The 24,241-nt window shown below is 57.6% G+C and carries 25 protein-coding genes; 7 read left to right on the top strand and 18 right to left on the bottom strand.

The window, feature by feature from the left end; translation table 11 throughout:
• Positions 1 to 7: 7 nt before the first annotated feature.
• On the bottom strand, positions 8 to 1,144 hold the full coding sequence (locus tag E0L15_RS02335) for a cysteine desulfurase family protein (protein ID WP_168124427.1): 1,137 nt from the start codon (positions 1,142 to 1,144) through the stop codon (positions 8 to 10).
• Positions 1,145 to 1,420: 276 nt separating this feature from the next.
• Here E0L15_RS02335 and E0L15_RS02330 point away from each other — a divergent pair, with 276 nt between their 5' ends.
• Positions 1,421 to 1,636 carry a cold-shock protein gene (locus E0L15_RS02330; RefSeq protein WP_087232605.1) on the top strand — a complete coding sequence of 72 codons (216 nt, stop codon included), beginning with the start codon at positions 1,421 to 1,423 and terminating at the stop codon, positions 1,634 to 1,636.
• An 88-nt stretch (positions 1,637 to 1,724) separates the two neighbouring features.
• Here the strand turns inward: E0L15_RS02330 and E0L15_RS02325 are convergent, their stop codons facing one another.
• The 6 genes from E0L15_RS02325 to E0L15_RS02300 form a co-directional block, all read right to left on the bottom strand.
• On the bottom strand, positions 1,725 to 2,144 hold the full coding sequence (locus tag E0L15_RS02325; RefSeq protein ID WP_158099780.1) for a protein-export chaperone SecB: 420 nt from the start codon (positions 2,142 to 2,144) through the stop codon (positions 1,725 to 1,727).
• Between the two features lie 14 nt (positions 2,145 to 2,158).
• Complete coding sequence (locus E0L15_RS02320) at positions 2,159 to 2,407, bottom strand: hypothetical protein (RefSeq protein WP_158096636.1); 249 nt, start codon at positions 2,405 to 2,407, stop codon at positions 2,159 to 2,161.
• The gene (locus E0L15_RS02315) at positions 2,358 to 2,897 is read right to left on the bottom strand and encodes a hypothetical protein (RefSeq protein ID WP_087369875.1); all 540 of its coding nucleotides are present in this window, start codon (positions 2,895 to 2,897) and stop codon (positions 2,358 to 2,360) included. The genes E0L15_RS02320 and E0L15_RS02315 overlap by 50 nt, the downstream gene beginning before the upstream one ends.
• Before the next feature lie 159 nt (positions 2,898 to 3,056).
• Positions 3,057 to 3,263: a DUF896 domain-containing protein gene (locus E0L15_RS02310; RefSeq protein ID WP_087369873.1), complete on the bottom strand. Its 207-nt coding sequence runs from the start codon at positions 3,261 to 3,263 to the stop codon at positions 3,057 to 3,059.
• Between the two features lie 22 nt (positions 3,264 to 3,285).
• The gene (locus E0L15_RS02305; protein WP_168124426.1) at positions 3,286 to 4,077 is read right to left on the bottom strand and encodes a YlmH/Sll1252 family protein; all 792 of its coding nucleotides are present in this window, start codon (positions 4,075 to 4,077) and stop codon (positions 3,286 to 3,288) included.
• Positions 4,074 to 5,813, bottom strand: a complete 1,740-nt coding sequence (locus tag E0L15_RS02300; protein ID WP_168124450.1) for an ABC transporter ATP-binding protein — start codon at positions 5,811 to 5,813, stop codon at positions 4,074 to 4,076. Before E0L15_RS02300 ends, E0L15_RS02305 begins: the two co-directional genes overlap by 4 nt.
• Positions 5,814 to 5,987: 174 nt before the next feature.
• Here E0L15_RS02300 and ytvI point away from each other — a divergent pair, with 174 nt between their 5' ends.
• The gene (gene ytvI / locus E0L15_RS02295; RefSeq protein WP_168124425.1) at positions 5,988 to 7,148 is read left to right on the top strand and encodes a sporulation integral membrane protein YtvI; all 1,161 of its coding nucleotides are present in this window, start codon (positions 5,988 to 5,990) and stop codon (positions 7,146 to 7,148) included.
• A 71-nt stretch (positions 7,149 to 7,219) separates the two neighbouring features.
• Here ytvI and E0L15_RS02290 read toward each other — a convergent pair whose 3' ends face one another.
• Complete coding sequence (locus E0L15_RS02290; RefSeq protein WP_243155358.1) at positions 7,220 to 7,525, bottom strand: AraC family transcriptional regulator; 306 nt, start codon at positions 7,523 to 7,525, stop codon at positions 7,220 to 7,222.
• 436 nt (positions 7,526 to 7,961) lie between these two features.
• Here E0L15_RS02290 and E0L15_RS02285 point away from each other — a divergent pair, with 436 nt between their 5' ends.
• Positions 7,962 to 9,407: a trypsin-like peptidase domain-containing protein gene (locus E0L15_RS02285; protein WP_168124424.1), complete on the top strand. Its 1,446-nt coding sequence runs from the start codon at positions 7,962 to 7,964 to the stop codon at positions 9,405 to 9,407.
• Between the two features lie 475 nt (positions 9,408 to 9,882).
• On the opposite strand, the gene eno is transcribed toward E0L15_RS02285, so the two are convergent.
• The 5 genes from eno to E0L15_RS02260 all read right to left on the bottom strand — a co-directional run bounded on the left by eno (position 9,883) and on the right by E0L15_RS02260 (position 16,050).
• Positions 9,883 to 11,184: a phosphopyruvate hydratase gene (eno, locus tag E0L15_RS02280; protein ID WP_087232624.1), complete on the bottom strand. Its 1,302-nt coding sequence runs from the start codon at positions 11,182 to 11,184 to the stop codon at positions 9,883 to 9,885.
• A 93-nt stretch (positions 11,185 to 11,277) separates the two neighbouring features.
• The gene (gpmI, locus tag E0L15_RS02275; RefSeq protein WP_168124423.1) at positions 11,278 to 12,801 is read right to left on the bottom strand and encodes a 2,3-bisphosphoglycerate-independent phosphoglycerate mutase; all 1,524 of its coding nucleotides are present in this window, start codon (positions 12,799 to 12,801) and stop codon (positions 11,278 to 11,280) included.
• Between the two features lie 180 nt (positions 12,802 to 12,981).
• Positions 12,982 to 13,758 (bottom strand): triose-phosphate isomerase, encoded by a 777-nt coding sequence (gene tpiA / locus E0L15_RS02270; protein ID WP_087232630.1) that lies wholly within the window; start codon positions 13,756 to 13,758, stop codon positions 12,982 to 12,984.
• A 327-nt stretch (positions 13,759 to 14,085) separates the two neighbouring features.
• Entirely contained in the window at positions 14,086 to 15,279 is a 1,194-nt protein-coding gene (locus E0L15_RS02265) for a phosphoglycerate kinase (RefSeq protein ID WP_168124422.1), read from the bottom strand.
• A 282-nt stretch (positions 15,280 to 15,561) separates the two neighbouring features.
• Positions 15,562 to 16,050, bottom strand: a complete 489-nt coding sequence (locus tag E0L15_RS02260) for a tRNA (cytidine(34)-2'-O)-methyltransferase (protein ID WP_204210533.1) — start codon at positions 16,048 to 16,050, stop codon at positions 15,562 to 15,564.
• Positions 16,051 to 16,398: 348 nt separating this feature from the next.
• Here E0L15_RS02260 and E0L15_RS02255 point away from each other — a divergent pair, with 348 nt between their 5' ends.
• The 4 genes from E0L15_RS02255 (at position 16,399) to E0L15_RS02240 (ending at position 20,089) form a co-directional block, all read left to right on the top strand.
• Positions 16,399 to 16,899 carry a DUF4358 domain-containing protein gene (locus tag E0L15_RS02255; RefSeq protein WP_168124421.1) on the top strand — a complete coding sequence of 167 codons (501 nt, stop codon included), beginning with the start codon at positions 16,399 to 16,401 and terminating at the stop codon, positions 16,897 to 16,899.
• A gap of 151 nt (positions 16,900 to 17,050) precedes the next feature.
• Complete coding sequence (locus E0L15_RS02250; protein WP_168124448.1) at positions 17,051 to 18,451, top strand: MBOAT family protein; 1,401 nt, start codon at positions 17,051 to 17,053, stop codon at positions 18,449 to 18,451.
• A 14-nt stretch (positions 18,452 to 18,465) separates the two neighbouring features.
• Entirely contained in the window at positions 18,466 to 19,584 is a 1,119-nt protein-coding gene (locus tag E0L15_RS02245) for a DHHW family protein (RefSeq protein ID WP_168124420.1), read from the top strand.
• A gap of 157 nt (positions 19,585 to 19,741) precedes the next feature.
• On the top strand, positions 19,742 to 20,089 hold the full coding sequence (locus E0L15_RS02240) for a histidine kinase dimerization/phospho-acceptor domain-containing protein (RefSeq protein ID WP_168124419.1): 348 nt from the start codon (positions 19,742 to 19,744) through the stop codon (positions 20,087 to 20,089).
• Positions 20,090 to 20,197: 108 nt separating this feature from the next.
• Here E0L15_RS02240 and E0L15_RS02235 read toward each other — a convergent pair whose 3' ends face one another.
• The 5 genes from E0L15_RS02235 to E0L15_RS02215 are packed head-to-tail and all read right to left on the bottom strand — an operon-like array spanning position 20,198 to position 24,148.
• The gene (locus E0L15_RS02235; protein WP_087232647.1) at positions 20,198 to 20,890 is read right to left on the bottom strand and encodes an ABC transporter ATP-binding protein; all 693 of its coding nucleotides are present in this window, start codon (positions 20,888 to 20,890) and stop codon (positions 20,198 to 20,200) included.
• A complete protein-coding gene (locus E0L15_RS02230) occupies positions 20,881 to 21,942 on the bottom strand; it encodes a hypothetical protein (protein WP_168124418.1) in 1,062 nt (353 codons plus the stop codon). The genes E0L15_RS02235 and E0L15_RS02230 overlap by 10 nt, the downstream gene beginning before the upstream one ends.
• A 4-nt stretch (positions 21,943 to 21,946) precedes the next feature.
• Positions 21,947 to 23,059: an ABC transporter permease gene (locus E0L15_RS02225; RefSeq protein WP_168124417.1), complete on the bottom strand. Its 1,113-nt coding sequence runs from the start codon at positions 23,057 to 23,059 to the stop codon at positions 21,947 to 21,949.
• Position 23,060: 1 nt separating this feature from the next.
• Complete coding sequence (locus tag E0L15_RS02220) at positions 23,061 to 23,645, bottom strand: hypothetical protein (RefSeq protein ID WP_168124416.1); 585 nt, start codon at positions 23,643 to 23,645, stop codon at positions 23,061 to 23,063.
• 26 nt (positions 23,646 to 23,671) lie between these two features.
• The gene (locus E0L15_RS02215; protein WP_168124415.1) at positions 23,672 to 24,148 is read right to left on the bottom strand and encodes a hypothetical protein; all 477 of its coding nucleotides are present in this window, start codon (positions 24,146 to 24,148) and stop codon (positions 23,672 to 23,674) included.
• Positions 24,149 to 24,241: the final 93 nt, after the last annotated feature.

Below are 24,241 nucleotides of genomic sequence, written 5' to 3'. Positions count from 1 at the left end.
GATAAGATTAGGACAGGGTGGTAAACAGGGTGGCGGCGGCCTCTTTCAAAGCGGCCACCAGTCGGTCCGCCTCCTCCTGGGTGGAGGCGGGGGAGAAGGACAGGCGCAGCGCCCCGTCCAGCCAGGGCTTGGGCAGCCCCAGGGCAGCAAAGACGTGGCTGGGCTTGCCTTTGTGGCAGGCGGAGCCGGAGGAGATGCAGATGCCCGCATCCCCCAGCACCCGCACCACCACCTCGCTCTTATACCCGGGCAGGGTGACGGCGCAGATGTGGGGGGTGTCCCCCTGGGTGATGACCTCCAGCTGGGGCAGCGCCTCGTGCAGCTTCTGGAGGGTGTAGGCCTTGATGGCGGCGGTGCGCTGGAGGCGGCCGGTCTGGGCCATGGTGGCCTGGCAGGCGGCGGCAAACCCGGCGATCTGGGCGGTGGGCTCGGTGCCCGAGCGCATGCCGTTCTCCTGCCCGCCTCCGGTGAGGTAGGGAGTGAGACGGACGCCTTTTTTCACCAGCAGGGCGCCAATGCCCTTGGGGGCTCCGATCTTGTGGCCGCTCACCGACACAAAGTCCGCCCCCAGGGACGCCATGGTGTAGGGTACCTTCAAAAAGCCCTGGACGGCGTCGCAGTGGAACAGAATGGTCTTGTCATAGGCCTTCACCAGCTTCACACACTGGGCCACCGGGAGGACGGAACCAACCTCGTTGTTCACCAGCATCATGGACACCAGGGCGGTGTCGGGGCGCAGGGCGGCGGCCAGGTCCTGGGGGGTGATGCGGCCCTCACGGTCCGGCTTGAGGTAGGTCACCTCGTAACCCTGACGCTCCAGGTCCCGGCAGGTCTCCAGCACGGCGGCGTGCTCGATGGCGGTGGTGATGATGTGCTTGCCCTTCCGGCGGTTGAGCTCCACCCCCCGGCGGATGGCCCAGTTGTTGCCCTCGGTGCCGCAGGAGGTAAAATACACCTCCTGGGGGGAGCAGCCCAGAGCCTTGGCCACCGTCTCCCGGTGGGTCTTCACCCCCTGGGCGGCCTCCCGGCCCAGAGGATGGCGGGAGGAGGGGTTGCCAAAGTGTTGCAGGGCCTCCATCACGGCCTCCATGGCCTGGGGCGAGACGGGGGTGGTGGCGGCATAATCGAAGTAAGTGACGGACATAGATACAGACCTTCTTACATTAATATAATATTCGCAAACGAGCAGATAACATTCTACTGATGGACAGGGGAAATGTCAACACCCCGGAGGGGGAGAATGTTGGGGTGGAGCAGACAGGGTGCGACAGGAAAATTCTTGACACCTCTGGGGAGGCAATGCTATAATAATCACGTTGTTTTGATGTATGAACTGTTGCGCCCACCCTTTTCGTACATGAAAGGGATGGGCTTCTCTTTTGCCTCAAAACCGCAATTTTTGATTCAGGAGGAATCCCACATGACCGGTATTGTCAAATGGTTCAACGCTGAGAAGGGCTATGGCTTCATCACCCCCGACGACGGCAGCGAGGACGTGTTCGTGCACTTCTCCGCCATCGTGGCTGAGGGCTACAAGAAGCTGCTGGAGGGCCAGAAGGTCACTTTCGAGACCGAGCCCGATCCCCGCGGCGCTAAGGGCGTGCGTGCTACCAACGTGGTGGCCGTGGCCGAGTAATAAAACCCAAAAAATTGCCGTCTGCTCGGCGTGAGCAGACGGCAATTTTTAGTTTGCAAATAAAATTTTGAAGAGAAATAAATGAACATCAAGATTCTTTTTGCTCCAGCTCATCGATCAGAGCGTTAATGTTCAAAGCGGGGAGGACCACAGGTTCCATCCCGGGCTGTGCGGTGAGCAATGTGAAGGCAGAGCGCACGTAGGGGAACAGGATGGCAACGGTATTTTTCTTTAGAATCGTCTCAGTCCGGATATCATCGTCCTGAATCTCACACAGTGCGCTGATTTGCACATGGGACTGAAACTCACCTGGCCGATCAGCGTGTACGCTTAGAGAGACCTGGTATTGATTGTCAGATTGCTTATTGATTGCCGTCCCTACTTTGACCTTTACATCCTGTTGGGAAGCATGGGGAAATCCGGTGCGTACAAACTCCAGGTGATCAAAAAAGACCTGTTTCAAATGCAACACACTTTGAGAATTTTGAATTGACGTCTCGTGATTCATATAAGCTCCTCGCTTTACGCAGCAATCCAGAGCATGTCCGCATGCTGTTGATAGGGATAATTTTGAGTGCTGGAACATAAGTGCTCAACTGCCAAAGCATGTGTAACCTCTTCGCAATCGGACATGGAAAGGGGGACAAAATGAAATGCACACGGAGTTGGATCAACAGGAATCCCGGATTCCTCCATAGCCGAGCGAATAGCGGCTTCCAAATCATGTGAACTCATAGATTTCAGGCGGGATAAGGCCAAATCCAGATTCATCACACGACACCTCCTTATATTCTGATACAGACATAATAATACCATGGTCAGAGACACAAATTTGTCGTTGTGCGCAGGGAAAGCGAGTTGGCTCGGGGGTGGAGTGATTTGGGAAAAAGGTTTTTGTAATCATTCCTATTTCAGGCATCAATTTACGCACTAGGTTACAGGTGAAATTCCATCGTTTCTCTTTGGAATAGGAGGAAAACTCCACAATCCCCAGAGAAAGGCCCAGCTCATTTGCATGTTCTAACGCTGTTTTCACAAACAGATTCACTTTTGCTAGGGTAGAGGGGTCATCTAAATCCAGCAGTTGCTCCTGACGATATTCCAGAATTGCCTGTAAAATAACTGTCTCGCAATTTGCAAAACGAGCGTGGGAACACCACCACTTAGCGTGCCCGGCGTAGGCGAAAAAATATACACCAGTACCTAGCCATTCATTGTTCTTTGTGCTGTTGCGAAAGTGGTTTTGAGATAAGATGTCCATGGCATTGGCCTTGGTTGTGCCGTGATACCCTTCTATCCTATTCCTTGTCACAGTATCTCCCACACAATCTTAAAACAGAGTGATAACTTACTAAGTCGATTATAGCATAATTAGGGAAAAATGCAACAAAGGAAATGCACAGAGGGGTGTCGTCATAGCTCACTTTTTCTTGGGCAGCTTCACTTTGTTGCCCTTCTCGTCCACCAGATAGGTGTTCTCCAGGTTTCCCACCAGGCTGGCCTTCACGCTGTCGATGTACTCTTTCCGCAGGGCCGCCCGTTCCTCCAGCTCTTCGGGAGACAAGGTCTCTCCGGCCTTGACCCGGCGAGCCAGCTCGTTGATGCGGGCAATCTTCTCTTCGGTCATGGGGGTGTTCCTCCTTTCCGCATTATAGATAGCGGTGCAAGGTGAGGATGACCCGTCCCTTCCGGGACTGGCCTCCCACCTGAGCTAACACACATTTACCCAGCCCCCGGCAGGTGAGCACGTCCCCCTCTTCCACCAGACGGTCGGTTTTCAGGCACTCCAGGTGGTTCACCGACACCCGTCCGGTGGTGATGAGTTGGGACGCCTTGGACCGGGACAGGGAGAACCCGGAGGCCACCACGGCGTCTAGCCGCAGGGTGGCCACGGTGTCGTGGATCTCCTTCACAGTCTGGGGGGCGGGGGAGAGCTGGGACAGGGGGATCTCCTGGAGCTTCAGGGGATACCGCCCGGCCTGGCTGAACTGGGAGAGCACAATGGGCAGGGCCTCCCGCAGGCACACGATCTGGGCCTCATGGTCCCCCATGAGAATGTCCCCCAGCTTCTCCCGGGTGATGCCGATGCCCATGAGGCCCCCCAGAATGTCCCGGTGGGTGAGATCGGCCTGGCGGGGGAAGGCGGCGGACACCGCCGCCAGCTCCTCCTCTGCCACGTAGTCCTCCGCCTCCTGCCAGTGGGGGAGAAAGACGCACACGGTGCGCTCGGCGTCCTCGTAGCCCCCGCAGAACCGATGCTTGGGGTGGCCGCAGGCGTCCAGCAGCAGCTCCACGCTGGCCCGCAGGGCGGGGGAGAGAAACTGGGTGGCGCAGGGGATGGACCGGGTGTCGGCCCGCTGCATCTGGTCCAGGACCCGGGCCAGCTGGGTGCGCTGCTCCCCGTCCTTGGAAAATTTGTTTAATAGTTCGGTCTTATTCATACGGATACACTCTTCTGGGCGTTGTACAGCTGGGCGTACTCCCCGCCGCTCTGGAGCAGCTCCTGGTGGGTGCCCTCCTCCACAATCCGGTTGTCATCCACCACAATGATGCGGTGGGCGTTGCGGATGGTGGACAGGCGGTGGGCGATGATGAGGGTGGTGCGGCCCTTGGCCAACTCGTCAAAGGCGCTTTGGATGCGGGCCTCGGTCACCGAGTCCAGGGCAGAGGTGGCCTCATCCAGGATGAGGATGGGGGGATTTTTCAGGAAAATCCGGGCGATGGACACCCGCTGCTTCTGGCCGCCGGAGAGCATCACGCCCCGCTCGCCCACGTAGGTCTGGAAGCCGTCGGGCATGGCCATGATATCGTCGTAGATTTCCGCCCGCTTTGCCGCCTCCATGATCTCTTCCTGGGTGGCGTCGGGCTTGCCGTAGCGGATGTTGTCGTAGATGGTGCCGGCAAAGAGAAACACGTCCTGCTGGACGATGCCGATGTTCTGGCGCAGGGACTGCTGGGTGAGGTGGCGCACATCCATGCCGTCCACCAGAATGCGGCCCCCGGTGACGTCATAGAAGCGGGGGATGAGCTGGCACAGGGTGGACTTGCCGCCCCCGGAGGGGCCCACCACCGCCACCGTCTCCCCCTGAGGGATGTGGATGGATACGTGGTCCAGCACGGTCTCCCCGTCCTCGTAGGAGAAGGACACGTCGTCCACCAGAATGTCGCCACGGGCGGTGTCCATGTCCACGGCGTCGGGGGCGTCCTGCACCGCAGGCTCCACCCGCATCAGCTCCACAAATCGCTTGAAGCCTGCCATGCCGTTGAGGAACTGCTCCACAAAGGCGGCCAGCTTGCGCACGGGGGTGAGGAAGGTGGAGATATACAGAGCGAAGGTAATGAGGTCAATGTAGTTCATCTCACCCTGGAGGATGAACCAGCCGCCAGCGGTGATGGTGAGCACGTTCATGGCGGGCAGGGCGAACTCCAGCCCCGCCATATAGGTGGCCATGGCCTTGTAGTAGTCCCGCTTGGCTCCCTTGAACTGGTTGTTGGACTGCTGGAACTTCCGATTCTCCTGCTCCTCGTTGGCGAAGGCCTTGGCGGTGCGCATGCCGGAGATGGAGGACTCCAGCTGGCCGTTGATGCCCGCCATGTTCTGCTTGACCTGCACCGAGGCCTTCATCATCCGCCGACGCTGGAAGATGGTGAAGATCACAAACAGGGGCACCACGGCAAAGACGATGAGGGCCAGCTTCCACTGGATGGTGAGCATCAGGCAGAAGGCGCCGCCCAAGGTAATCACTGAGATGAACAGGTCCTCAGGGCCGTGGTGGGCCAGCTCGGTGATCTCGAACAGGTCGGTGGTGGCCCGGCTCATCAGTTGGCCCGTGCGGTTTTTGTCATAGAAGGAGAAGGACAGATTTTGCATGTGTCCAAACAGGTCCCGGCGGATATCCGCCTCAATGAGCACGCCCATCATATGGCCCAGATAGGTGACGATGTAGTACATCCCCGCCCGCAGCAGATAGGCCGCCAGCAGACAGCCCATGACCCCGAAGAAGGCCCCAAACAGGTTCTGGGGCAGCAGCTCCTGCATGGACAGCCGGGACAGATAGGGGAAAGCCAGGTCGATCAGGGCGATGCCCAACGCACAGGCCATATCCAGCAAAAACAGGTGCAGGTGTGGCTTGTAGTAGGACAAAAAGATAGACACATGGCTTCTCTGAAATTTCATACGATCCACGATCATTCCTCCCATTAAAATCATATTAAATTAGTATACCTGAGGGGTTTGGGGTTGTCAATGCGGCGGACTGGGGGTATAATCATGACTTGCAAGGTAAAATTTGTGCAACCGTAATCAAATGGGCTCTGACGGACGGCGGGCCTGTGGAGAGGAGTGGTGTGTTTGGAACCCATTCAACTGACCTGGAAGCAGCGGGGGGAACTGTGGCTGCGTTTGGGCGTGCGGGCTGTGCTGTTGGTGCTGGCCCTGCTGGCCCTGCGTTTTGGTGTGCTGCCGCTGCTGTCGTGGCTGAGCCCCTTTGTACTGGCCCTGGTTCTTTCCTGGATGCTCAATCCCCTGGTGCGCTGGCTGCAAAAGAAGCTGTCCATCTCCCGGGGGATCATCACCATGACGCTGCTCATTGTGGTATTCGGCCTGGTGGGCGGCGTGCTGTGGGCGCTGACCTGGATGGCTGTGGACCAGGTGCAGGCCCTGTTCCAGAACTGGGGCGGCATTGTGGACAGCGTGCTCATCAACCTGGACGAGGTGGTGGACTGGCTGGGTGGCTTCGGGGACCTGCTCCCCGGGGGAGCCTACAACGCCGGAGAGCGGCTGGCCCAGCTGGTGGAGACCTGGGTGCGGGACATTGACGTATCCGGCTGGCTGAAGGTGGTGGCGGACCGGGCCCCCTCCCTGGTGGGCCAGGTGTCCTCCTTTGTGGTGGCCACCATCGTGTTTTTGATGGCCACCTACTTCATCACTGCCGACTATCCCCGGCTGCGGTTTTTCATCACCGACCGAGTGCCTGCCCCCGCCCGCAGCTTCTGCGGTGAGGTGCGGCGCATCTTCATGGAGGCCTTCGGCGGCTATCTGAAGAGCCAGCTGATTATCTCCTTTGTGGTGTTTCTCATCCTCTCCCTGGGCTTTTTCTTCATCGGGCAGTCCTACGGCCTGTTGCTGGCCCTGGGCTTTGCGGTGCTGGACTTCATCCCCATCATCGGCTCCGGCACCATCATGGTGCCCTGGGCGGTGGTGGATATCATCACCGGGAACTACACCCACGCCGCCCAGCTCATGGTCATCTGGGGCATCATCGCCCTGTTCCGCCGCCTGGGCGAGCCCAAGATTCTGGGCGATCAGACGGGGCTGTCCCCCATCCTCTCCCTGGTGGGCATCTATGTGGGTATGCTCCTGGGGGGCGTGCTGGGCATGATCGTGGGCCCGCTGCTGCTGCTGGTGTTTATCAACCTGACCAAGCTGGGCATCTTCTCTCCCGTCATGGCGGACCTGTCCGCCGCCGCCTCCGACGTGGCCGCCATCCTGAAAAGCGGACACCGGAAATAAGAGACAAATACTGCAACCAGCCTCCCAAGTTGGGAGACCGGTTGCAGTATTTTTTGCCCTTTTTCGATATTCTATCCGGGGCTCTGGTGGGTGCTCCGGTATTGGCTGGGGGTCTGGCCCTTCTTGCGGCGGAACAGGCGGGAAAAATACAGGGAGTCCTCATACCCCACCGAGCGGGCGATGTTGGTGATGGTCAAATCCGAGTGGGTCAGCAGGGTGCAGGCCTGGCGGATGCGCACGTCCAGAAGATAGGCCTGGGGGGACATGCCCACCATGGACTTGAACAGCCGATACAGATAGGTGCGCTCCAGGCCCAGCCAGTTGGCCAGGTCCTGGATGGTGACGGCCTCGCTGTAATTGGCCTCGATGTACTTCAAGGCCTCCTCCACATAGGAGATAAGGTACCACAAGGGCCTGTTGCAGCATCGCTGCAACAGGCCCTTTAGACGCTCAAAAACCCATATGTCAATGGAAGAAGGACAGATTATCTTGCAACGTTAAAAAAGCCCTCGGCAGAGTTTTTCCATCCGCAGATGGAAAAATAAATTGAAATCTGTTTTTTTCGGGGACATGCGCATCGAAAAAACGCTTCTCAGCCCGCCAGTGTGGAATCGGGTCGCCCTTTGACCCGATTATGCATGCAGCGGGCTGCATCCCCTCGAAAAAATGCTTGCATTTTTGAGAAGTAGCATTGCTGCAACAGGCCCTTGCCAATTTTTTGCGTTTGTTTATAATCAATTTGAATTCATGTCATAATCTGGACATAATTATTTAGTACCCTTTGTTCAGATCAAAAAACAAGGAGCGATCCATATGTTTGAAGAAAATAATAACAACCAGAACGGCTTCGACAACGGGTTCCAGCCTTTGGATTCCAACGGCTTCAACGGTGAGAATCAGAATCAGAACCCCAAGTTCGTTCAGGGCAGCGGCCCCAATGACGACGGAGCTTACAGATATAGCTGGACGCCCAACGGCGAGAACAACGATACCGGTTCCAACTTCCACGTCAACCCCTCCCCCAAGCCCCCCAAGAAGAAGGGCGCCAGCCGGGCGGTGGCTCTGGTCCTGTGCTGTGCCCTGGTGGGCGGCGGCGCAGGCCTGGGTGGCGCTGCCCTCTATGACAGACTGGGCGGCGGCAGCTCCGATGGCACCACCATCTACCAGAACACCACCCAGGGCACCCAGGTGAATGTGCAGCAGGCGGACGGGGTCAAGGAGATGACCCTGGAGGAGATCTACGCCTCCTACGCCGACTCCTGCGTCAACGTCACCTGCCAAGTGACGGTGCAGCAGGGCTGGCAGCAGTACACCGGCACCTCCAGCGGCTCCGGCTTCATCCTCTCCGAGGACGGCTACATTGTCACCAACTACCACGTCATTGACGGGGCCAACGCCATCAAGGTGACCCTGAACAACGGCGAAGAGTACGACGCCACCCTCATCGGCGGCGAGGAGACCAACGACGTGGCCGTGCTGAAGATGGACGGCATCAGCGGCCTGAAGCCTGTGGTGCTGGGCGACTCCGACTCCCTGGTGGTGGGCCAGCAGGTATCCACCATCGGCAACGCTCTGGGCACCCTGTCCTTCTCTCAGACCTCCGGTCATGTCTCCGGTGTGGGCCGTTCCGTGACTATGAGCGACGGCACCATCATCAACATGATTCAGACTGACTGTGTCATCAACTCCGGTAACTCCGGTGGCCCCCTGTTTGACCAGTATGGCCGTGTGGTGGGCATCACCTCCGCCAAGTACTCCAACAACGGCGACACCAGCTCCGCCTCCATTGAGGGCATCGGCTTTGCCATCCCCATCAACGATGTCATTGATATGATCCAGGACTTCATCCAGTACGGCTATGTCACCGGTCGTCCCTCCATGGGCATCACCGCTGTGGAAGTCACCGAGGACTACGCCCAGGCCTTCGGTTGGCCCTCCGGTGTGTACGTCAATGCCGTCAATGAGGGTTCCTGTTCCGAGACCGCAGGCCTGAAGCAGGGCGACATCATCACCAAGCTGGGCGACACCGCTGTGACCACCGTGGCCGAGCTCAACGCCGCCAAGAACCAGTTCAAGGCCGGCGAGAGCACCACCCTGGAGGTGTACCGATCCGGTGAGACCCTGACCCTCAACATCACCTTCGACGAGGAGAAGAACAACACCCAGAACAGCCAGACCCAGCAGGACCCCGCCCCCCAGCAGACTACCAGCATGCAGGACGGCTACTTCGATCCCTGGGACTACTACTTCGGCCACTAATCCGACACATCAAAACAGCAGCGAGAAGTCATTCTCGCTGCTGTTTTTTTATCTCTGTAACATGGCCAGCTCTGCTTCCGCTTCCCGCCGATTGTCGGCGGAGAAGCAGAATTCTCCGTTGAAAAACACTTCTACATGACCTCTGACATACTCCAGCTCATACATGGCGGGACACTTCCTTTCAAGCCTGGGTTCAGGCGTTCTTCTTTGATGATGAAAGTGTACCACAGAGGAAGTCCGATAAATGGGACTTTAGAAGAGGGCGTTCCCTCTGTCACTAGCCCTCGGCAGAGTTTTCCCATCCGCAGATGGGAAAATAAATTGAAATCCTGTTTTTTTCGAGGACATGCGCATCGAAAAAACACTTCTCAGCCCGCTGCATTTCCTCGAAAAAATGCTGGCATTTTTTCGACATGCTAAAAACCCCCGGCTCTCATGTGAGAGCCGGGGGTTTTGCGTCATTGGAAATGACCGATTAGCGCAGGTTGAAGAAAGCGTCGCGGCCCAGGTACTGAGCGGCATCGCCCAGCTCCTCCTCGATGCGGAGCAGCTGATTGTACTTGGCAACACGGTCGGTGCGGCTGGGAGCGCCGGTCTTGATCTGGCCAGCGTTGAGAGCCACGGAGATGTCAGCGATGGTGGTGTCCTCGGTCTCGCCGGAACGGTGAGAGACGACGGCGGTGTAGCCAGCGCGGTTAGCCATCTGGATGGCGTCCAGGGTCTCGGTCAGGGTGCCGATCTGGTTGACCTTGATCAGGATGGCGTTGGCAACCTTCTTCTCAATGCCGGTGGACAGACGGGACACGTTGGTCACGAACAGGTCGTCGCCAACCAGCTGGACGCGGTCGCCGATGGCCTTGGTGAGCATGCCCCAGCCTTCCCAGTCGTTCTCGCCCATGCCGTCCTCCAGGGAGATGATGGGGTAGTTGTCGGCGAACTTCTTCCACATGTTGACCATCTGCTGCTTGGTCATGGTCTTCTTGGCCTTGGGCAGGTCGTAGCAGCCGGTCTCCTCGTTGTACCACTCGGACACGGCGGCGTCGATGGCGATCATGAAGTCCTCGCCGGGCTTGTAGCCGGCCTTCTCGATGGCCTGGACGATCACCTTCAGAGCGTCCTCGTCCTTCTTCAGGTTGGGAGCGTAGCCGCCCTCGTCACCCACGCCAGCGGCGGGAGTGCCATTCTCCTTCAGAACGGTCTTCAGGGTGTGGAACACCTCGGCGCAGCGGCGCAGAGCCTCACGGAAGGAGGGAGCGGACACGGGCATGATCATGAACTCCTGGATGTCCACGTTGTTGGTGGCGTGAGCGCCGCCGTTGAGGATGTTCATCATGGGCATGGGCAGGATCTTGGCGTTCACGCCGCCAATGTAGTTGTACAGGCTGGTGCCCAGGGACTGAGCAGCGGCCTTGGCGCAGGCCAGAGAAGCGCCCAGGATGGCGTTGGCGCCCAGACGGGTCTTGTTGGGGGTGCCGTCCAGGTCGATCATGGCCTTATCAATGGCGGGCTGATCCAGAACGTTCATGCCGATCAGAGCCTCAGCAATCTCGGTGTTGACGTTGGCAACAGCCTTCTCCACACCCTTGCCCATGTAGCGGCTCTTGTCGCCGTCACGCAGCTCGCAGGCCTCGTAGATACCAGTGGAAGCACCGGAGGGCACAGCAGCACGGCCCACGGTGTTGTCCTCCAGGACCACCTCAACCTCAACGGTGGGGTTGCCGCGGGAGTCCAGAATTTCGCGAGCGACGACGTCAACGATTTCGATCATGTTTTTCATGGGAATCAATCTCCTTTCAAATCGTAGAGAATGTTATCTTCAGGTGGGCAGACCCCAGAGGGACTGCCCACCGGATAACCACAAAAGTGGTGCTCAGTGGACGATCAGAGTCTCACCAGTCATCTCAGCGGGCTTTTCCAGGCCCATGAGATCCAGCATGGTGGGAGCCAGGTCGGCCAGGCGGCCGTCACGCAGCTTCACGTCCGCACCCACCAGGCAGCAGGGCACCAGGTTGGTGGTGTGGGCGGTGAAGGGGGTGCCGTCCTCGGACAGCATGTGCTCGGCGTTGCCGTGGTCGGCGGTGATGATGGACACGCCGCCCATGGCAGCAGTGGCAGCCACAACCTTGGCCACGCCAGTGTCCACGGCCTCGGCGGCCTTCACAGCGGCATCAAACACGCCGGTGTGGCCCACCATGTCGCAGTTGGCGTAGTTGAGGATGATGACATCATACTTGCCGCTCTCGATGCGCTTGACGCACTCCTCGGTGACCTCGGCAGCGCTCATCTCGGGCTGCAGGTCGTAGGTAGCAACCTTGGGGGAGGGGATCAGGCAGCGATCCTCGCCGGGGAAGGTCTGCTCCACGCCGCCGTTGAAGAAGAAGGTGACGTGAGCGTACTTCTCGGTCTCAGCAATGCGCAGCTGGGTGCGGCCCATGCGGGAGATATACTCGCCGAAGATGTTGGACAGCTTCTCACGGGGGTAGGCCACCACCACGTTGGGCATGGTGGCGTCATACTCGGTGGTGCACACGTACTGCACGTGGAAGAAGCCCTTCTTGCGCTCAAAGCCGGTGAACTCGGGGTCCACGAAGCTGCGGGTGATCTCGCGAGCGCGGTCAGGACGGTAGTTGTAGAAGATGATGGAGTCGCCCTCGCCGATCTCGGCGCCCTTGGTGCACACCACGGGCTCCATGAACTCGTCGGTGACACCCTTGTCATAGGACTCCTGCACAGCCTGAGCGGCATCGGCGCAGAAGGGAGCCTCACCGTAGACCATGGCCTGATAGGCGCGCTCCACGCGCTCCCAGCGGTTGTCACGGTCCATGGCGTAGAAACGGCCCATGACGGTGGCGATCTGGCCCACGCCCAGCTCCTTCATCTTGGCCTGGAGCTGCTCGACGTAGCTCTTGCCGGAGGAGGGGGGCACGTCACGGCCGTCCAGGAAGCAGTGGACATAGACCTTGGTCAGGCCACGCTCCTTGGCCATCTTCAGCAGAGCGAAGAGGTGGGTGATGTGGGAGTGCACGCCGCCGTCGCTGAGCAGGCCGTACAGGTGCAGGGCAGTGCCCTTCTCCTTGCAGGCGTCCATGGCACCCACGTAGGCAGTGTTCTGGAAGAAGGTACCCTTCTCAATGTCCAGAGAGATGCGGGGCAGGTCCTGGAACACCACGCGGCCAGCGCCGATGTTGGTGTGGCCCACCTCGCTGTTACCCATCTGGCCGTCGGGCAGACCCACGTCCAGGCCGGAGGCGGACAGGCAGCAACGGGGATTCTCAGCGAAAATCTTGTCCAGATTGGGGGTCTTGGCAGCGGCAATGGCGTTGTCTCCGGGCTTGTTCTGGCAGGAGGAGATGCCGAAGCCGTCCATGATGATGAGAGTAGTAGGAGTTTTCATGACTAAGCCTCACTATTTCAAATTGTTTGGCAATGCGTCTTTTTACGTGATGTCACGCTCGGATTGGACGCATGGCCGGGCCCCTAAGCCCGCCGACTCCGGGCAAACCCGGTGCGGTCAGTGCGCCGCCCCTGGGCTTTGCCCATCCGCTCTGGGCTTAGTGACCCTATGCGTCTATCCTTACGCTTCCTGGTTAGCAGCGTTGATGATAGCCATGAAGTCGTCGGGCTTCAGGGCAGCGCCGCCGATGAGGCCGCCGTCGATGTCGGGCTGAGCCAGCAGCTCAGCGGCATTCTTGGCGTTCATGGAGCCACCGTACTGGATGGTGACAGCACGGGCCACGCGGGCGCCGTACAGCTTGCGGATCACGCCGCGGATGTGGGAGCACACAGCGCCAGCCTGCTCGGCAGTGGCGGTCTTGCCGGTGCCGATGGCCCAGATGGGCTCGTAGGCGATGACCACCCGGCGCACCTGGCTCTCAGTCAGGCCAGCCAGAGCGATCTTCACCTGATAGGTGATCAGCTCCTCGGTGACGTCCAGCTCGCGCTGCTCCAGGCTCTCGCCCACGCACACGATGGGACGCAGACCGGCCTCCAGGGCGGCGTGGACCTTCTTGTTGACGGTCAGGTCGGTCTCGTTGTAGTACTGACGGCGCTCGGAGTGGCCGATGATGACGTACTTGGCGCCCACTTCCTTGAGCATCTCCACGGTGACCTCACCGGTGAAAGCACCGGAGGCCTCGTAGTGGCAGTTCTCGCCGCCGATGGCCAGACGGGTGTCCTTGAACAGCTTCACGGCGCCGGGGATGTTCACAGCGGGAACACACAGCACCACTTCGCACCACTTGTGCTTGCCCAGCTGGGGCTTGATGGCCTCGGCGTAGGCGCGGGTCTCGGACAGGGTCTTGTTCATCTTCCAGTTGCCGGCGATGATGGTCTTACGATATTTCAGGTTCATAAGATTGAGTCGTCCTTTCTGTATAGGGGTCGAGCATATTGTCACGCTCGGATTGGACGCATGGCCGGGTCACTAAACCCGCCGACTTCGGGCAAACCCGGGGCGGTAAGTGCGCCACCCCTGGGCTTTGCCCATCCGCTTTGGGTTTAGCTCCCCTATGCGTCTATCCTCAACGCTTCTTTTGTCACGCTCGGATTGGACGCATGGCCGGGTCACTAAACCCGCCGACTCCGGGCAAACCCGGGGTGGTAAGTGCGCCACCCCTGGGCTTTGCCCATCCGCTTTGGGTTTAGCTCCCCTATGCGTCTATCCTCAACGCTTTGTTAATTACTTGTCCAGCAGGCAAGCCACGCCGGGCAGCTCCTTGCCCTCCAGGAACTCCAGAGAAGCGCCGCCGCCGGTGGAGATGTGGGTCATTTTGTCGGCGAAGCCCAGCTGAGCCACAGCAGCAGCGGAGTCGCCGCCGCCCACGATGGTGATGGCGTTGGTCTCGGCCAGAGCCTTGGCCAGAGCGCGGGTGCCCTCAGCAAAAGCGGGGAACTCGAACACGCCCATGGGGCCGTTCCAGATCACGGTGCCGGCGTCCTTCACGGCGTCGGAGAACAGAGCGATGGTCTTGGGGCCGATGTCCATGCCCATGCGGTCGTCGGGAATGGCCATGGTGTCCACCAGCTCGGGAGTGGCGTCAGCGGAGAACTCAGCAGCACACAGAGTGTCCACGGGCAGCAGGAACTTCACGCCCTTCTCCTTGGCCTTGGCCATCATCTCCTTGCAGTAGTCCAGACGGTCCTCCTCTAGCAGGGAGGTGCCCACGGTGCCGCCCATAGCCTTGATGAAGGTGTAGGCCATGCCGCCGCCGATGATGATGGTGTCAGCGATGTCCAGCAGGTTGTTGATGACGCCGATCTTGGAAGAGACCTTGGCGCCGCCCAGAATGGCAACCAGGGGACGCTTGGGGTTGGCCAGAGCGCCGCCCATGATCTCCAGCTCCTTCTCGATCAGGAAGCCGGACACGGCGGGCAGGTAAGCGGCCACGCCAGCGGTGGAGGCGTGAGCGCGGTGCACGGTGCCGAAAGCGTCGGACACGTACAGGTCGGCCATATCAGCCAGAGCCTTAGCGAACTCAGGATCGTTCTTCTCCTCGCGGATGTCGAAGCGGAGGTTCTCCAGCAGCATGATCTGACCGGGCTGGAGAGCAGCGGCCTTGGCCTTGGCGTCCTCACCGATGGTGTCGTTGGCGAAGATGACCTCGCAGCCCAGCAGCTCGCTCAGGCGCTTGGCAACAGGAGCCAGAGTCAGGGACTCCTTCCGCTCGCCCTTGGGCTTGCCCAGGTGAGAGCAGGCGATGACAGCAGCGCCCTGCTCCAGCAGGTACTTCAGAGTGGGCAGAGCAGCCACGATACGCTTGTCGTCAGTAATGGCACCGGTGGCCTTGTCCTGGGGGACGTTGAAGTCGCAGCGGCACAGCACCTTTTTGCCCTTTACATCCAGATCCTTGACAGTCTTTTTGTTGTAGTTCATGTTCAGGCTCCTTTCAAAGTAACAGGGAAAATATTACCTTAATGGTATATAAAATTGGGTTGCAGGGTGGGGGACACCCTGCGCTTTCGCAATCCCATTGCGAACAAAAATCATCCGTCCTCAGCCATACTGCCTGTCCAAGACAGACCAGGGAAGCCCTGCTGTTTCAGGCTACCCCCACAAAACCTGTTTTGTGGGGACCCCCGAGGATTTTATATGCGCAGGCCGGAAGTGAATTCCGTCCTGCTTCGCCGCACCAGCGGCGGCCCGCCGGGGGCGGGCTTACTCGGCCTTGGCCATCGAGCCTTTCCCGGACAAGCCGGGAAAGCCTTGCTGTTTCAAGGCCTCGTAGGTGAGGATGGCCACCGAGTTGGACAGATTCAGGCTTCTGGCATCCTCCCGCATGGGGATGCGGATGCAGCGGTCCCGGTAGCGCTCCCGCAGCCACTGGGGTAGTCCGGCGGTCTCTTTGCCGAAAAACAGCCAACAACCGTCGGAAAAGGACACATCAGAGTAGTCCCGGGGCGCTTTTGTGGTGGCCAGCCACAGCTCGGGCTGGGGATGTTGGGAGAAAAAGTCGTCCAAATCGCGGTATACCGTCAACTCCACCATAGGCCAGTAATCCAGTCCGGCCCGGCGCACGGCTTTTTCACTGATGTCGAATCCCAGAGGTTCGATCAAATGCAAATGGCAGCGGGTGGCTGCACAAGTGCGAGCGATATTTCCGCAATTCTGTGGAATTTCAGGTTCCACCAAAACAATATTGACCATAATCTCCTCCTTCAACCATGGACATTATATTCGTTTATGAACCAAATTACAAGAGAAAAAATGGGGAAAACAGCAAAAAAAATAACTTTTTTTCGAGCCAAAGAAAAAACTATGAAAATCGCATAAAATAGTGGATTTTTTAACAATACATATTTTAACTATTGATAAAATTTAACAAAAATAAAGATTTTACATCTTGCAAGATACTTACTGAAAATGGAAAGTGAAAAATTTTGTGCAGATAGGGAACTTTTTGCCCGCCTCATGCGTCCAAGTGTACGGCGAGAACAGGGAGGCCTGACCCGCCAGAGAAATTTAGAAACCATATAAAGTAAGGAGAACTGCAACATGTTGAAGAAGATCGTGACGCTTGCCATGGCCGCCATGATGGCCGTCGCCCTGGTTGCCTGCGGCAACACCGCCGCTAAGCCCACCGCCACTCCCGAGCCCGTGGACCTGGCCGCCTTTGCGGAGAAGTACGTCTCCGAGCAGCTGATGCCCCCCCTGCTGGACACCAACGAGGACATGGGCAAGCAGATTCTGGACACCAGCTACGCCGGCCTGAGTGACCTGGACCTGGAGCAGTGCCTGCCCTACGTGTCCATGATGAGCATCAATAACACCGAGATGGTGCTGGTGCAGACCAAGAACGCCGATGACGTGGCCAAGGTCAAGGAGATCTTCCAGGCCCGCATTGACAACATGCTCAACGGCGGCACCTTCTACCCTGAGACCATTGAGATCTGGCAGAACAACGCCGAGATCGTGGAGAAGGGCAACTACGTGGCCGTGATCGTCAGCGAGGACAAGGACGCCATCGTGGAGGCGTTCAACGGCCTGTTTGCCTAATTGTTCCGGTCAACCGCCTGTTGCGCCCTCACAATTTGAGCATTTGGCAGAAATTTAGCCAGGCTACCCAACAGGCCCACACGGGGTGTTGCATTTGGCAGCACCCCGTGTTACCTTATAAAGAGCGATTTTGTCAACTGAGGTGACTGCCGTGGTATTCTCTACCCCTTATTTTTTGTTCTTATATCTGCCCATGGTGCTGCTTTTGTACTACATTTCTCCTTTGAAGTGGAGAAATCTGGTGCTGATGGTGGTAAACCTGATTTTTTACGGCTGGGGCGAGCCGGTGTATATCATCATCATGCTGGTCAACATCACCGCCAACTATGTATTTGGCCTGGTGGTGACCCGATGCAAACAAAGGGAAAACCAGCGGGGGGCCAAGATTGCTGTGGCTCTTTCCGTGGTGTTCAACCTGGCTTTGCTGGGCTTTTTCAAGTATTGGGATTTCATCGCCGGCTCCCTGGCGGGGCTGGGGCTGGACGTGATGCCCCAGCTGGGGCTGGAGCTGCCCATCGGCATCTCCTTCTATACCTTCCAGACCATGAGCTATACCATTGACGTGTACCGGGGGGACTCCCGGGTGCAGAAGAACCTCATCACCTTCGGTACCTTTGTCACCCTCTTCCCTCAGCTCATCGCCGGCCCCATCCTCCAGTACAAGGACTTGGATGCCCAGCTGGAGCAGCGGGACCACACCGTGGAGCGGTTTGCCCTGGGTGTGCAGCGGTTTTGCGTGGGTCTGGCCAAAAAGGTGCTGCTGGCCAACAACCTGGGCAAGCTGTGGGACGTGTATCTGGCCACACCGGGGGCGGAGCTGACCACCCTGGGAGCATGGCTGGGCATTGTTGCCTTCTCTCTCCAGCTGTACTTTGACTTCTCCGGTTATTCGGACATGGCCATCGGCCTGGGTCGGATGCTGGGCTTTGAGTTTATGGAGAACTTCAACTACCCCTATATCTCCAAATCCGCCACCGAGTTCTGGCGGCGGTGGCACATTTCCCTGGGCAACTGGTTCCGGGATTATCTGTATATCCCCCTGGGCGGCAACCGGGTGGGCAAGGGCCGATTGATGTTCAACCTGCTCATCGTGTGGGCCGCCACCGGCATCTGGCACGGGGCCAGCTGGAACTTCCTCATCTGGGGTCTGTACTATTTCGTCTTCATCATGCTGGAAAAGCTGTGGCTGGGCAAGTACCTGAAAAAAGCCCCCGCCGCACTGGCGCACCTCTACGGGATCTTCATCGTGGTGGTGGGCTGGGCCATCTTCGCCGTGGAGGACTTCACCGCCATGGGCCTCTATCTCAAGGCCATGTTCGGTATCGGCGTGAGTCTGGTGAATGGGGATGCCCTGTACTACCTCTTCAACTACCTGCCCATGCTGATCGTTGCCTGTGTAGCCGCCACTCCCTTGGCCGCCAAGGTGTGGCACAAGATTCCCGCCAAGGTGTGGAAGCCCGCCCTGCCGGTGCTGGTGTGCCTGGCCCTTGTGGTGGCCACCGCCTACCTGGTGGACGGCACCTACAATCCCTTCCTCTATTTCCGATTCTAAGGAGGTGAACCGCTGTGAGTAAAAAGTATGCTGCATTCATTACCGCTCTCTTCTGCGTGTTCATCTTTGGCTTTGGGGCGGCGCTTCTGATCTCCCCCGACCGGGACTTCTCCCAGCAGGAGAACCGCTATCTGGCCAAGTTCGAGGCCCCCACGCTGTCCACCTTGAAGTCCGGCGAGTTTATGAAGGACTTTGAGCAGTACGTCATCGACCAGTTCCCCTTGCGGGACGGCTGGATTCAGCTCAAGGCTTGGTGCGAGCGGCTGGTGGGCAAGCAGGAGAACAACGGGGTCTATCTGGGCACCGACGACGGACAGACCCTCTTTGCCCAGTACACCAAGCCCTCCGCGGAGGACCTGGCCCGTCGGGTGGGCTATGTCAACCAGCTGGGGGCCAATGTGGACGTGCCCGTGTACTTCGCCCTCATCCCCGACAAGAGCTATGTGTGGGCCGACCGGCTGCCCGACCGGGCACCCCTGGTGGACGACGGGTCCACCATCCAGGAGTCCATGGACCTCACCGGGGAGGATGTGACCTACATTGACCTGCGGGATGCCCTCAGCGGGGACGATGTGTTCTACCGCACCGACCACCACTGGAGCCTCTTCGGAGCCTTCCAGGGCTATGAGGCCCTGAACCAGGCCATGGGCGTGGAGACGGTGACCCCGGAAGGGGAGCCCACCCGAGTGAGCGACTCCTTCTACGGCACCACCTACTCCTCCAGCGGAGCGGGCTGGGTGAAACCCGACGAGATCTACACCTGGGTCAGCGAAGAGGGCATCACCGTGACGGCCTATCCCAAGGGCCAGCCCGAGCCCGGTGTGCTGTACGACAAGAGTTATTTGGAGAAGAAGGACAAGTACTCCATGTTCCTGGGGGGCAACAAGCCTCTGGCCGTGTTGGAAAATCCCCAGGCCCAGGGCGGCAAGCTGCTGGTGATTCGGGATTCCTACTCCGACGCTCTGGCCCCCTTCCTGGCTCAGAGCTGGCAGGAAGTGCACCTGTTTGACGTGCGCTACAACCTCAACTCGGTGCAGCAGTACGTGGAGGAGAACCACATCGACCAGGTATTGGTGCTCTTCTCCGCCTCCAACTTCTCCACCGAGTCCAACCTCTTTGTCATGGGCCGCTAAAACTTCATAGAATTGCCTGACGCACAGTCCGCCATTTTGGACTGTGCGTCAGTGTTTTGATATATGAGAGAACACCCCGGGTCAGGGCGGCGGTCACAGCTGGTGTTGGCACATCCGCAGCAGCTGCCACGGCATCATCGCTGTGCACGACCTTAACATGACCATCGTCACCCTTATGCTCTGTGTCATCTTTTCCATGATGTACTACTTCACCCAGTCGGATTTGGAGAACAAGAGCGTGGCCAAGTGGGCGGTGCGCCCGGTGGAACAGGCGTGGAAGGAGCAGAAACAGTTTGTGGCCGATGCCTCCCACGAGCTGAAAACCCCTCTCACCGTCATCACCACCAATGCCGAGCTGATGCAGCAGCAGGGGCTGGACGAGGAGAGCCGGGAGCGGCTGAGCGGCAACGTGCTGAGCATGGCCCGGCATATGCGCACCCTGCTGGAGCAGATGCTGGAGCTGGCCACGGGGGACGCATCTGGGCCCAGAGCCGCCAGGGGGTAAATACCTTCTCGGTGGAACTGCCCATGGCGTAGGAGTGTAGTTGCTACAGCTTGAGAGAAAAGAATCGAAGCCCATGCAGACCATAGACATGGTCTGCATGGGCTTCTTTCATGGTTGTCCGGCATCTGCCAGCAGCCCGTCTTCGATGTGAAGTACCCGGCGGCACTGCTGCGCAATGTTCTTGTCATGAGTGACCAAGAGAATGGTGACCCCGGTGTGTGACAGGGCGGAAAACAACTCCATAATCTCTCCTGCTGTTTTCTGGTCTAGGGCTCCGGTGGGCTCATCGGCTAAGAGAAGCTTTGGGTGATTGATGATGGCCCTGGCAATGGCCACCCGCTGCTTCTGTCCGCCGGAGAGCTGGGAGACCAGCGTGTTGAGCTTGGACTCCAAACCTACTTGGGTTAGTACCTCCTGAACCCGTTGTTTGCGCTGGGAATAAGAGAGGTGGGCAGATTGGTCGAAATATAGAGGTAAGGCTACATTTTCTATGACGGTCCGCTGGGGCAGAAGTCCGAATTCCTGAAGGACAATGCCGATGTACTGGTTTCGAATCCTGGCCCGCTTGCGTTCGTTGAGGGTGGAGACCTCTTGACTGTCCAGATAGTATCGGCCGCTGGTGGGGACATCCAAACAGCCGAGAATATGCAGCAGCGTACTTTTTCCGGAGCCGGAGGTTCCAACGATGGCACAGAACTCTCCTTCCGAAATGTCCAGACAAATTCCCCGAAGAGCTTCCACCTGGGCCTGTGTATTCGGAGCATATGTTTTAGTCAATGATTCCAGATGTATCAGCGCCATTCTTGCCACCTTCTGATGATATCAATGGGCTGCTGCCGATGCATGCTTCTCCATGTCAGTGTCATGGGGAGGCCAAACAGGGCGAGCAGCAAAAGCGTGGATGTTACCATAGTCGTTCCTTGCAGTGCACGACGCCAAGAGAGAAAGAGACAGGATACGGCAACTGCACCCGCGACAAGGATCAGGTCGCTTCCTGCCTGTATGAGCATGCAGCTTCGCCAGTTCGCCCCACAGAGGTAATACAAGGCATAGGTGCGGAGCTGTCGGTGTATGGAAAGGTAGATTTGCACGGAAAAGCCGATGATACACAGCAACAGCATGGCTCCACACATGAGTATGGATCGGTGCATAGCTAACATGGAGGACAGCAAATATTCGTCCAGACTAGCTTGGGCGGTGAAGACGGTACCTGTGGTGTTCAGCGCAGCATCGCCCCCCTCTTGGGACAGATACAGGTATATACCCGTAGGCTGAAACCAGGATGCCGACTCCGGGGTACATACCAACAGCATGGAGGTTGGCTGACGCTCCACAGGGGTGATCGTCCCCATGGCGAAGGGGAGTACCGGCATCCAGTCTCCCTCCAAAACCCCGGCCACTGTCACCTCCAGCGTTTGGGCCGATACCCCCCATAACTCCAGCTCTAACTGACTGCCTAGGGGGTACTGCTGGGCCAAACTACGGGAAATATAGGCCTGCGTTTTCTGGGGGGTGGCCGGGAGTTGAGAGACAAAGGGGAGTGACAGGGAATCCAGCGTTTCCTGAGATATGGGCTGACACAGGACGGACTGATCCAGGACCGGGTCGTAGCAACTGTCGGACTGTAACACTTGGCCGCAGTCAAGAAAGCTCTCTAGAGGCTCGGCTGCGGGCGTATCGGTCCACATCAAGTTGCTTACTCCCATACGTTGTGCCCAATAAGCCGTTTGCAGCGTGGGAAGCAGCCGCACCGTCAAAATATTGCAGGAGACAAGTACCAGTGCCATTTGTATCATCAGTTTTAGGGCATGTCTAGGATGGTCCATGAGGCTGGCCCACATTTGTCCAAACATACATTCACCCCCTGTGAAGCACTGCTGCGCAGCGCAGGATACGGCCCCAAAACCATGCCAGTATGGACAGAGACAGAACATACACGGCAGTGGCAGCGATAACGTACACCGGGCTTATGGGCTGGAAGAAATGCAGCCACGCCCGCAGAGGGTATGCGGCATGGTACAGAATGGCCCCCACGCCATATCCGGCAAAGATCAGAAGGATGATAGGTAGCCAAAAATTCACGCGGAGCATGCCTGGTGGAATGCCGCAGATGCGGTAAATGATGAACTCGTAGCTTCTCCGCCGCAACAACTCACCAAACAGCTCATGGGACACCAGCAAACAACAGGACAGAAGTAGTATACACAGGATGAAATCGGTGAGCAGTTTATTCATATCCATCTGGGAGAAGGCGTCAGCCTGACATTGGGGAGCTGCGTCGAGAGAAACCAGAAGACTCACCCAGGCTTGTCGATCCGAATGGGATAGGGGATGCGGGAAGGTGACTGTGGAGACATTCAGGGCCAAAACTGAGCTGTGCAATGCCAAAGCATAGGGGGCATAGAGGTCTGTTCCGCGGCAGAGGCCCACCACCCGGAGAGATTCTCCGCCCAGGAACATAGTGGAATCCGGGGGATAGACTTTGCCCAGAGAACTGTTCTCCCCCAGTACCACCACAGCGGCGCCGTGCTCCAGTTCCTCCTGGGAAAACCAGCGACCCTGGACCAGTTCTGGCGTTGCAGGTTCCGAATCCACCGTAAGTATATCGCTACGGGTATTGTCTAGAATGGCTACAGCTTGGAAGGAGGTGGAGGTCTCCGGGCTGAGGTCGATAGTTGCCTGGGAGGACAAAGAGAGATCGGACACGGATGTTACCGTCCCAAAGGATTGATGAAAGAGCACTTCGTCCAACTTCTGATTTCTCTGACTGGGTTGGGGGATGGGGAGTAGATTCAAGTTCCATACCCGCTCCGCTTTGGCCAGAGCGGAGGAGTCCTGGATGGTATTTTCCAGAGCTGTTAACAGCAACAGCATGGATGTTACGGTGACAGCGAGGGTCACCAGAAGAAGGAGAAGAAAGCGCCATTCTCGGCGGAAAAAGTACAAAGTCCAACGAATGCTTTGAGTCATATCAGCACCCAATCTCCAAACGCTCCCCTAAAGCGGGCCAAAGGCGAAGAATGAGCCGCCCCACACACCAACCGATGAGCATAGCAACGACAAAATAAATCAAATCGATTCCGGTAATCGTGTACCAAGTCCGGGTAAGAAGAATGATGATGGTCCAGTGTACCAGGTAGTAGGCCACGAATATTCCAGTATACAGGAGAAAACGAGTGATCCTTCTAGGAGGTCGTAACATCAGGGTCAGCAGAACTCCGGGCAAAAGGGCAGGGAGGAAGAACCGATTGGCCTCCTGAATTTCCAACATATAACTGGGATGCTCGAGGAGGCTGAGTAGGTTTTCCTTAAAGTATGGGAAAAAGACCTGGGAATAATTAGGGAATTGAGCCAGGGGATCCTCCATTCCAAGGGGGAAGCCGAGAAGCGCAGAACAGCTAGCCTGGTACATAGTTAACACTAAGGCGGCCATGCCGACCACCCGCAGCCGATTCTGGGTTCTTTTATATTCTCGTATACAGAAGAACAGGAGAAATACCCCGCAGATCATGTGGGTAATCAGCCCACGGCCCAAATATGTATAGGTGACAGGCATGAGAAAAGACCCCCTTATGACAAAAATTAGCCAGCTTGAGCAAAGAGATGGTTATAATATTCATTTGTGCCGCCATGAACATTGTATCGGAAATAGTAGTCTGTGTGGCTAGTTAGGGGGGCGGAATTCTTTCCAGTGAAGGACTTTGTGGACATAAAGGACTGGTTATTGTAAATGTTGGTGTCAGTGCAGCTGTATGTCGTTACTGCCGCATTATAAAGCCCGAAGAGACCTTTATATACAATTTGAATATATGCAGTTATACTATGTGCTGATGTGTTAGGATCGACGGTGGTTTCATAAGTAGAGGTCAAGGTTGTGGTGGTGGATTGAGAAAATGAAAACACTTTTTCGTCTACAACGACATCGTAGATGTTACCTCGGTATGTGTAGCTTCCGGTATTGATAGACCGAGTGGAGTAGGCGAAGGCGTGAGAGGCCAACATTCCTGCCAAGAGAAGGCTGGCGATCACTTTACTTGCGACGGATGCTCTTTTATTCATAAATGTGCTCCTTTCTGTGATTGTAAATGACTCCAAACTGCTCTAAAAAGTGTCTGTAGGAATTGTACATGGGAATCACCTCATACGCCCTAT

This window comes from Pseudoflavonifractor sp. SW1122 (genome assembly GCF_012027765.1).
Classification (GTDB): domain Bacteria; phylum Bacillota; class Clostridia; order Oscillospirales; family Oscillospiraceae; genus Enterenecus; species Enterenecus faecium.
Note: the sequence above shows the minus strand (reverse complement) of the source record. Positions and strands in the feature narration are given on the sequence as shown.

Coding starts and splice junctions, on each gene's coding strand:
- E0L15_RS02335 (WP_168124427.1), bottom strand. CDS start 1,144: ATGTCCGTCACTTACTTCGATTATGCCGCCACCACCCCCGTCTCGCCC.
- E0L15_RS02330 (WP_087232605.1), top strand. CDS start 1,421: ATGACCGGTATTGTCAAATGGTTCAACGCTGAGAAGGGCTATGGCTTC.
- E0L15_RS02325 (WP_158099780.1), bottom strand. CDS start 2,144: ATGAATCACGAGACGTCAATTCAAAATTCTCAAAGTGTGTTGCATTTG.
- E0L15_RS02320 (WP_158096636.1), bottom strand. CDS start 2,407: ATGAATCTGGATTTGGCCTTATCCCGCCTGAAATCTATGAGTTCACAT.
- E0L15_RS02315 (WP_087369875.1), bottom strand. CDS start 2,897: ATGGACATCTTATCTCAAAACCACTTTCGCAACAGCACAAAGAACAAT.
- E0L15_RS02310 (WP_087369873.1), bottom strand. CDS start 3,263: ATGACCGAAGAGAAGATTGCCCGCATCAACGAGCTGGCTCGCCGGGTC.
- E0L15_RS02305 (WP_168124426.1), bottom strand. CDS start 4,077: ATGAATAAGACCGAACTATTAAACAAATTTTCCAAGGACGGGGAGCAG.
- E0L15_RS02300 (WP_168124450.1), bottom strand. CDS start 5,813: ATGAAATTTCAGAGAAGCCATGTGTCTATCTTTTTGTCCTACTACAAG.
- E0L15_RS02285 (WP_168124424.1), top strand. CDS start 7,962: ATGTTTGAAGAAAATAATAACAACCAGAACGGCTTCGACAACGGGTTC.
- eno (WP_087232624.1), bottom strand. CDS start 11,184: ATGAAAAACATGATCGAAATCGTTGACGTCGTCGCTCGCGAAATTCTG.
- gpmI (WP_168124423.1), bottom strand. CDS start 12,801: ATGAAAACTCCTACTACTCTCATCATCATGGACGGCTTCGGCATCTCC.
- tpiA (WP_087232630.1), bottom strand. CDS start 13,758: ATGAACCTGAAATATCGTAAGACCATCATCGCCGGCAACTGGAAGATG.
- E0L15_RS02265 (WP_168124422.1), bottom strand. CDS start 15,279: ATGAACTACAACAAAAAGACTGTCAAGGATCTGGATGTAAAGGGCAAA.
- E0L15_RS02260 (WP_204210533.1), bottom strand. CDS start 16,050: ATGGTCAATATTGTTTTGGTGGAACCTGAAATTCCACAGAATTGCGGA.
- E0L15_RS02255 (WP_168124421.1), top strand. CDS start 16,399: ATGTTGAAGAAGATCGTGACGCTTGCCATGGCCGCCATGATGGCCGTC.
- E0L15_RS02240 (WP_168124419.1), top strand. CDS start 19,742: ATGACCATCGTCACCCTTATGCTCTGTGTCATCTTTTCCATGATGTAC.
- E0L15_RS02235 (WP_087232647.1), bottom strand. CDS start 20,890: ATGGCGCTGATACATCTGGAATCATTGACTAAAACATATGCTCCGAAT.
- E0L15_RS02230 (WP_168124418.1), bottom strand. CDS start 21,942: ATGTTTGGACAAATGTGGGCCAGCCTCATGGACCATCCTAGACATGCC.
- E0L15_RS02225 (WP_168124417.1), bottom strand. CDS start 23,059: ATGACTCAAAGCATTCGTTGGACTTTGTACTTTTTCCGCCGAGAATGG.
- E0L15_RS02220 (WP_168124416.1), bottom strand. CDS start 23,645: ATGCCTGTCACCTATACATATTTGGGCCGTGGGCTGATTACCCACATG.
- E0L15_RS02215 (WP_168124415.1), bottom strand. CDS start 24,148: ATGAATAAAAGAGCATCCGTCGCAAGTAAAGTGATCGCCAGCCTTCTC.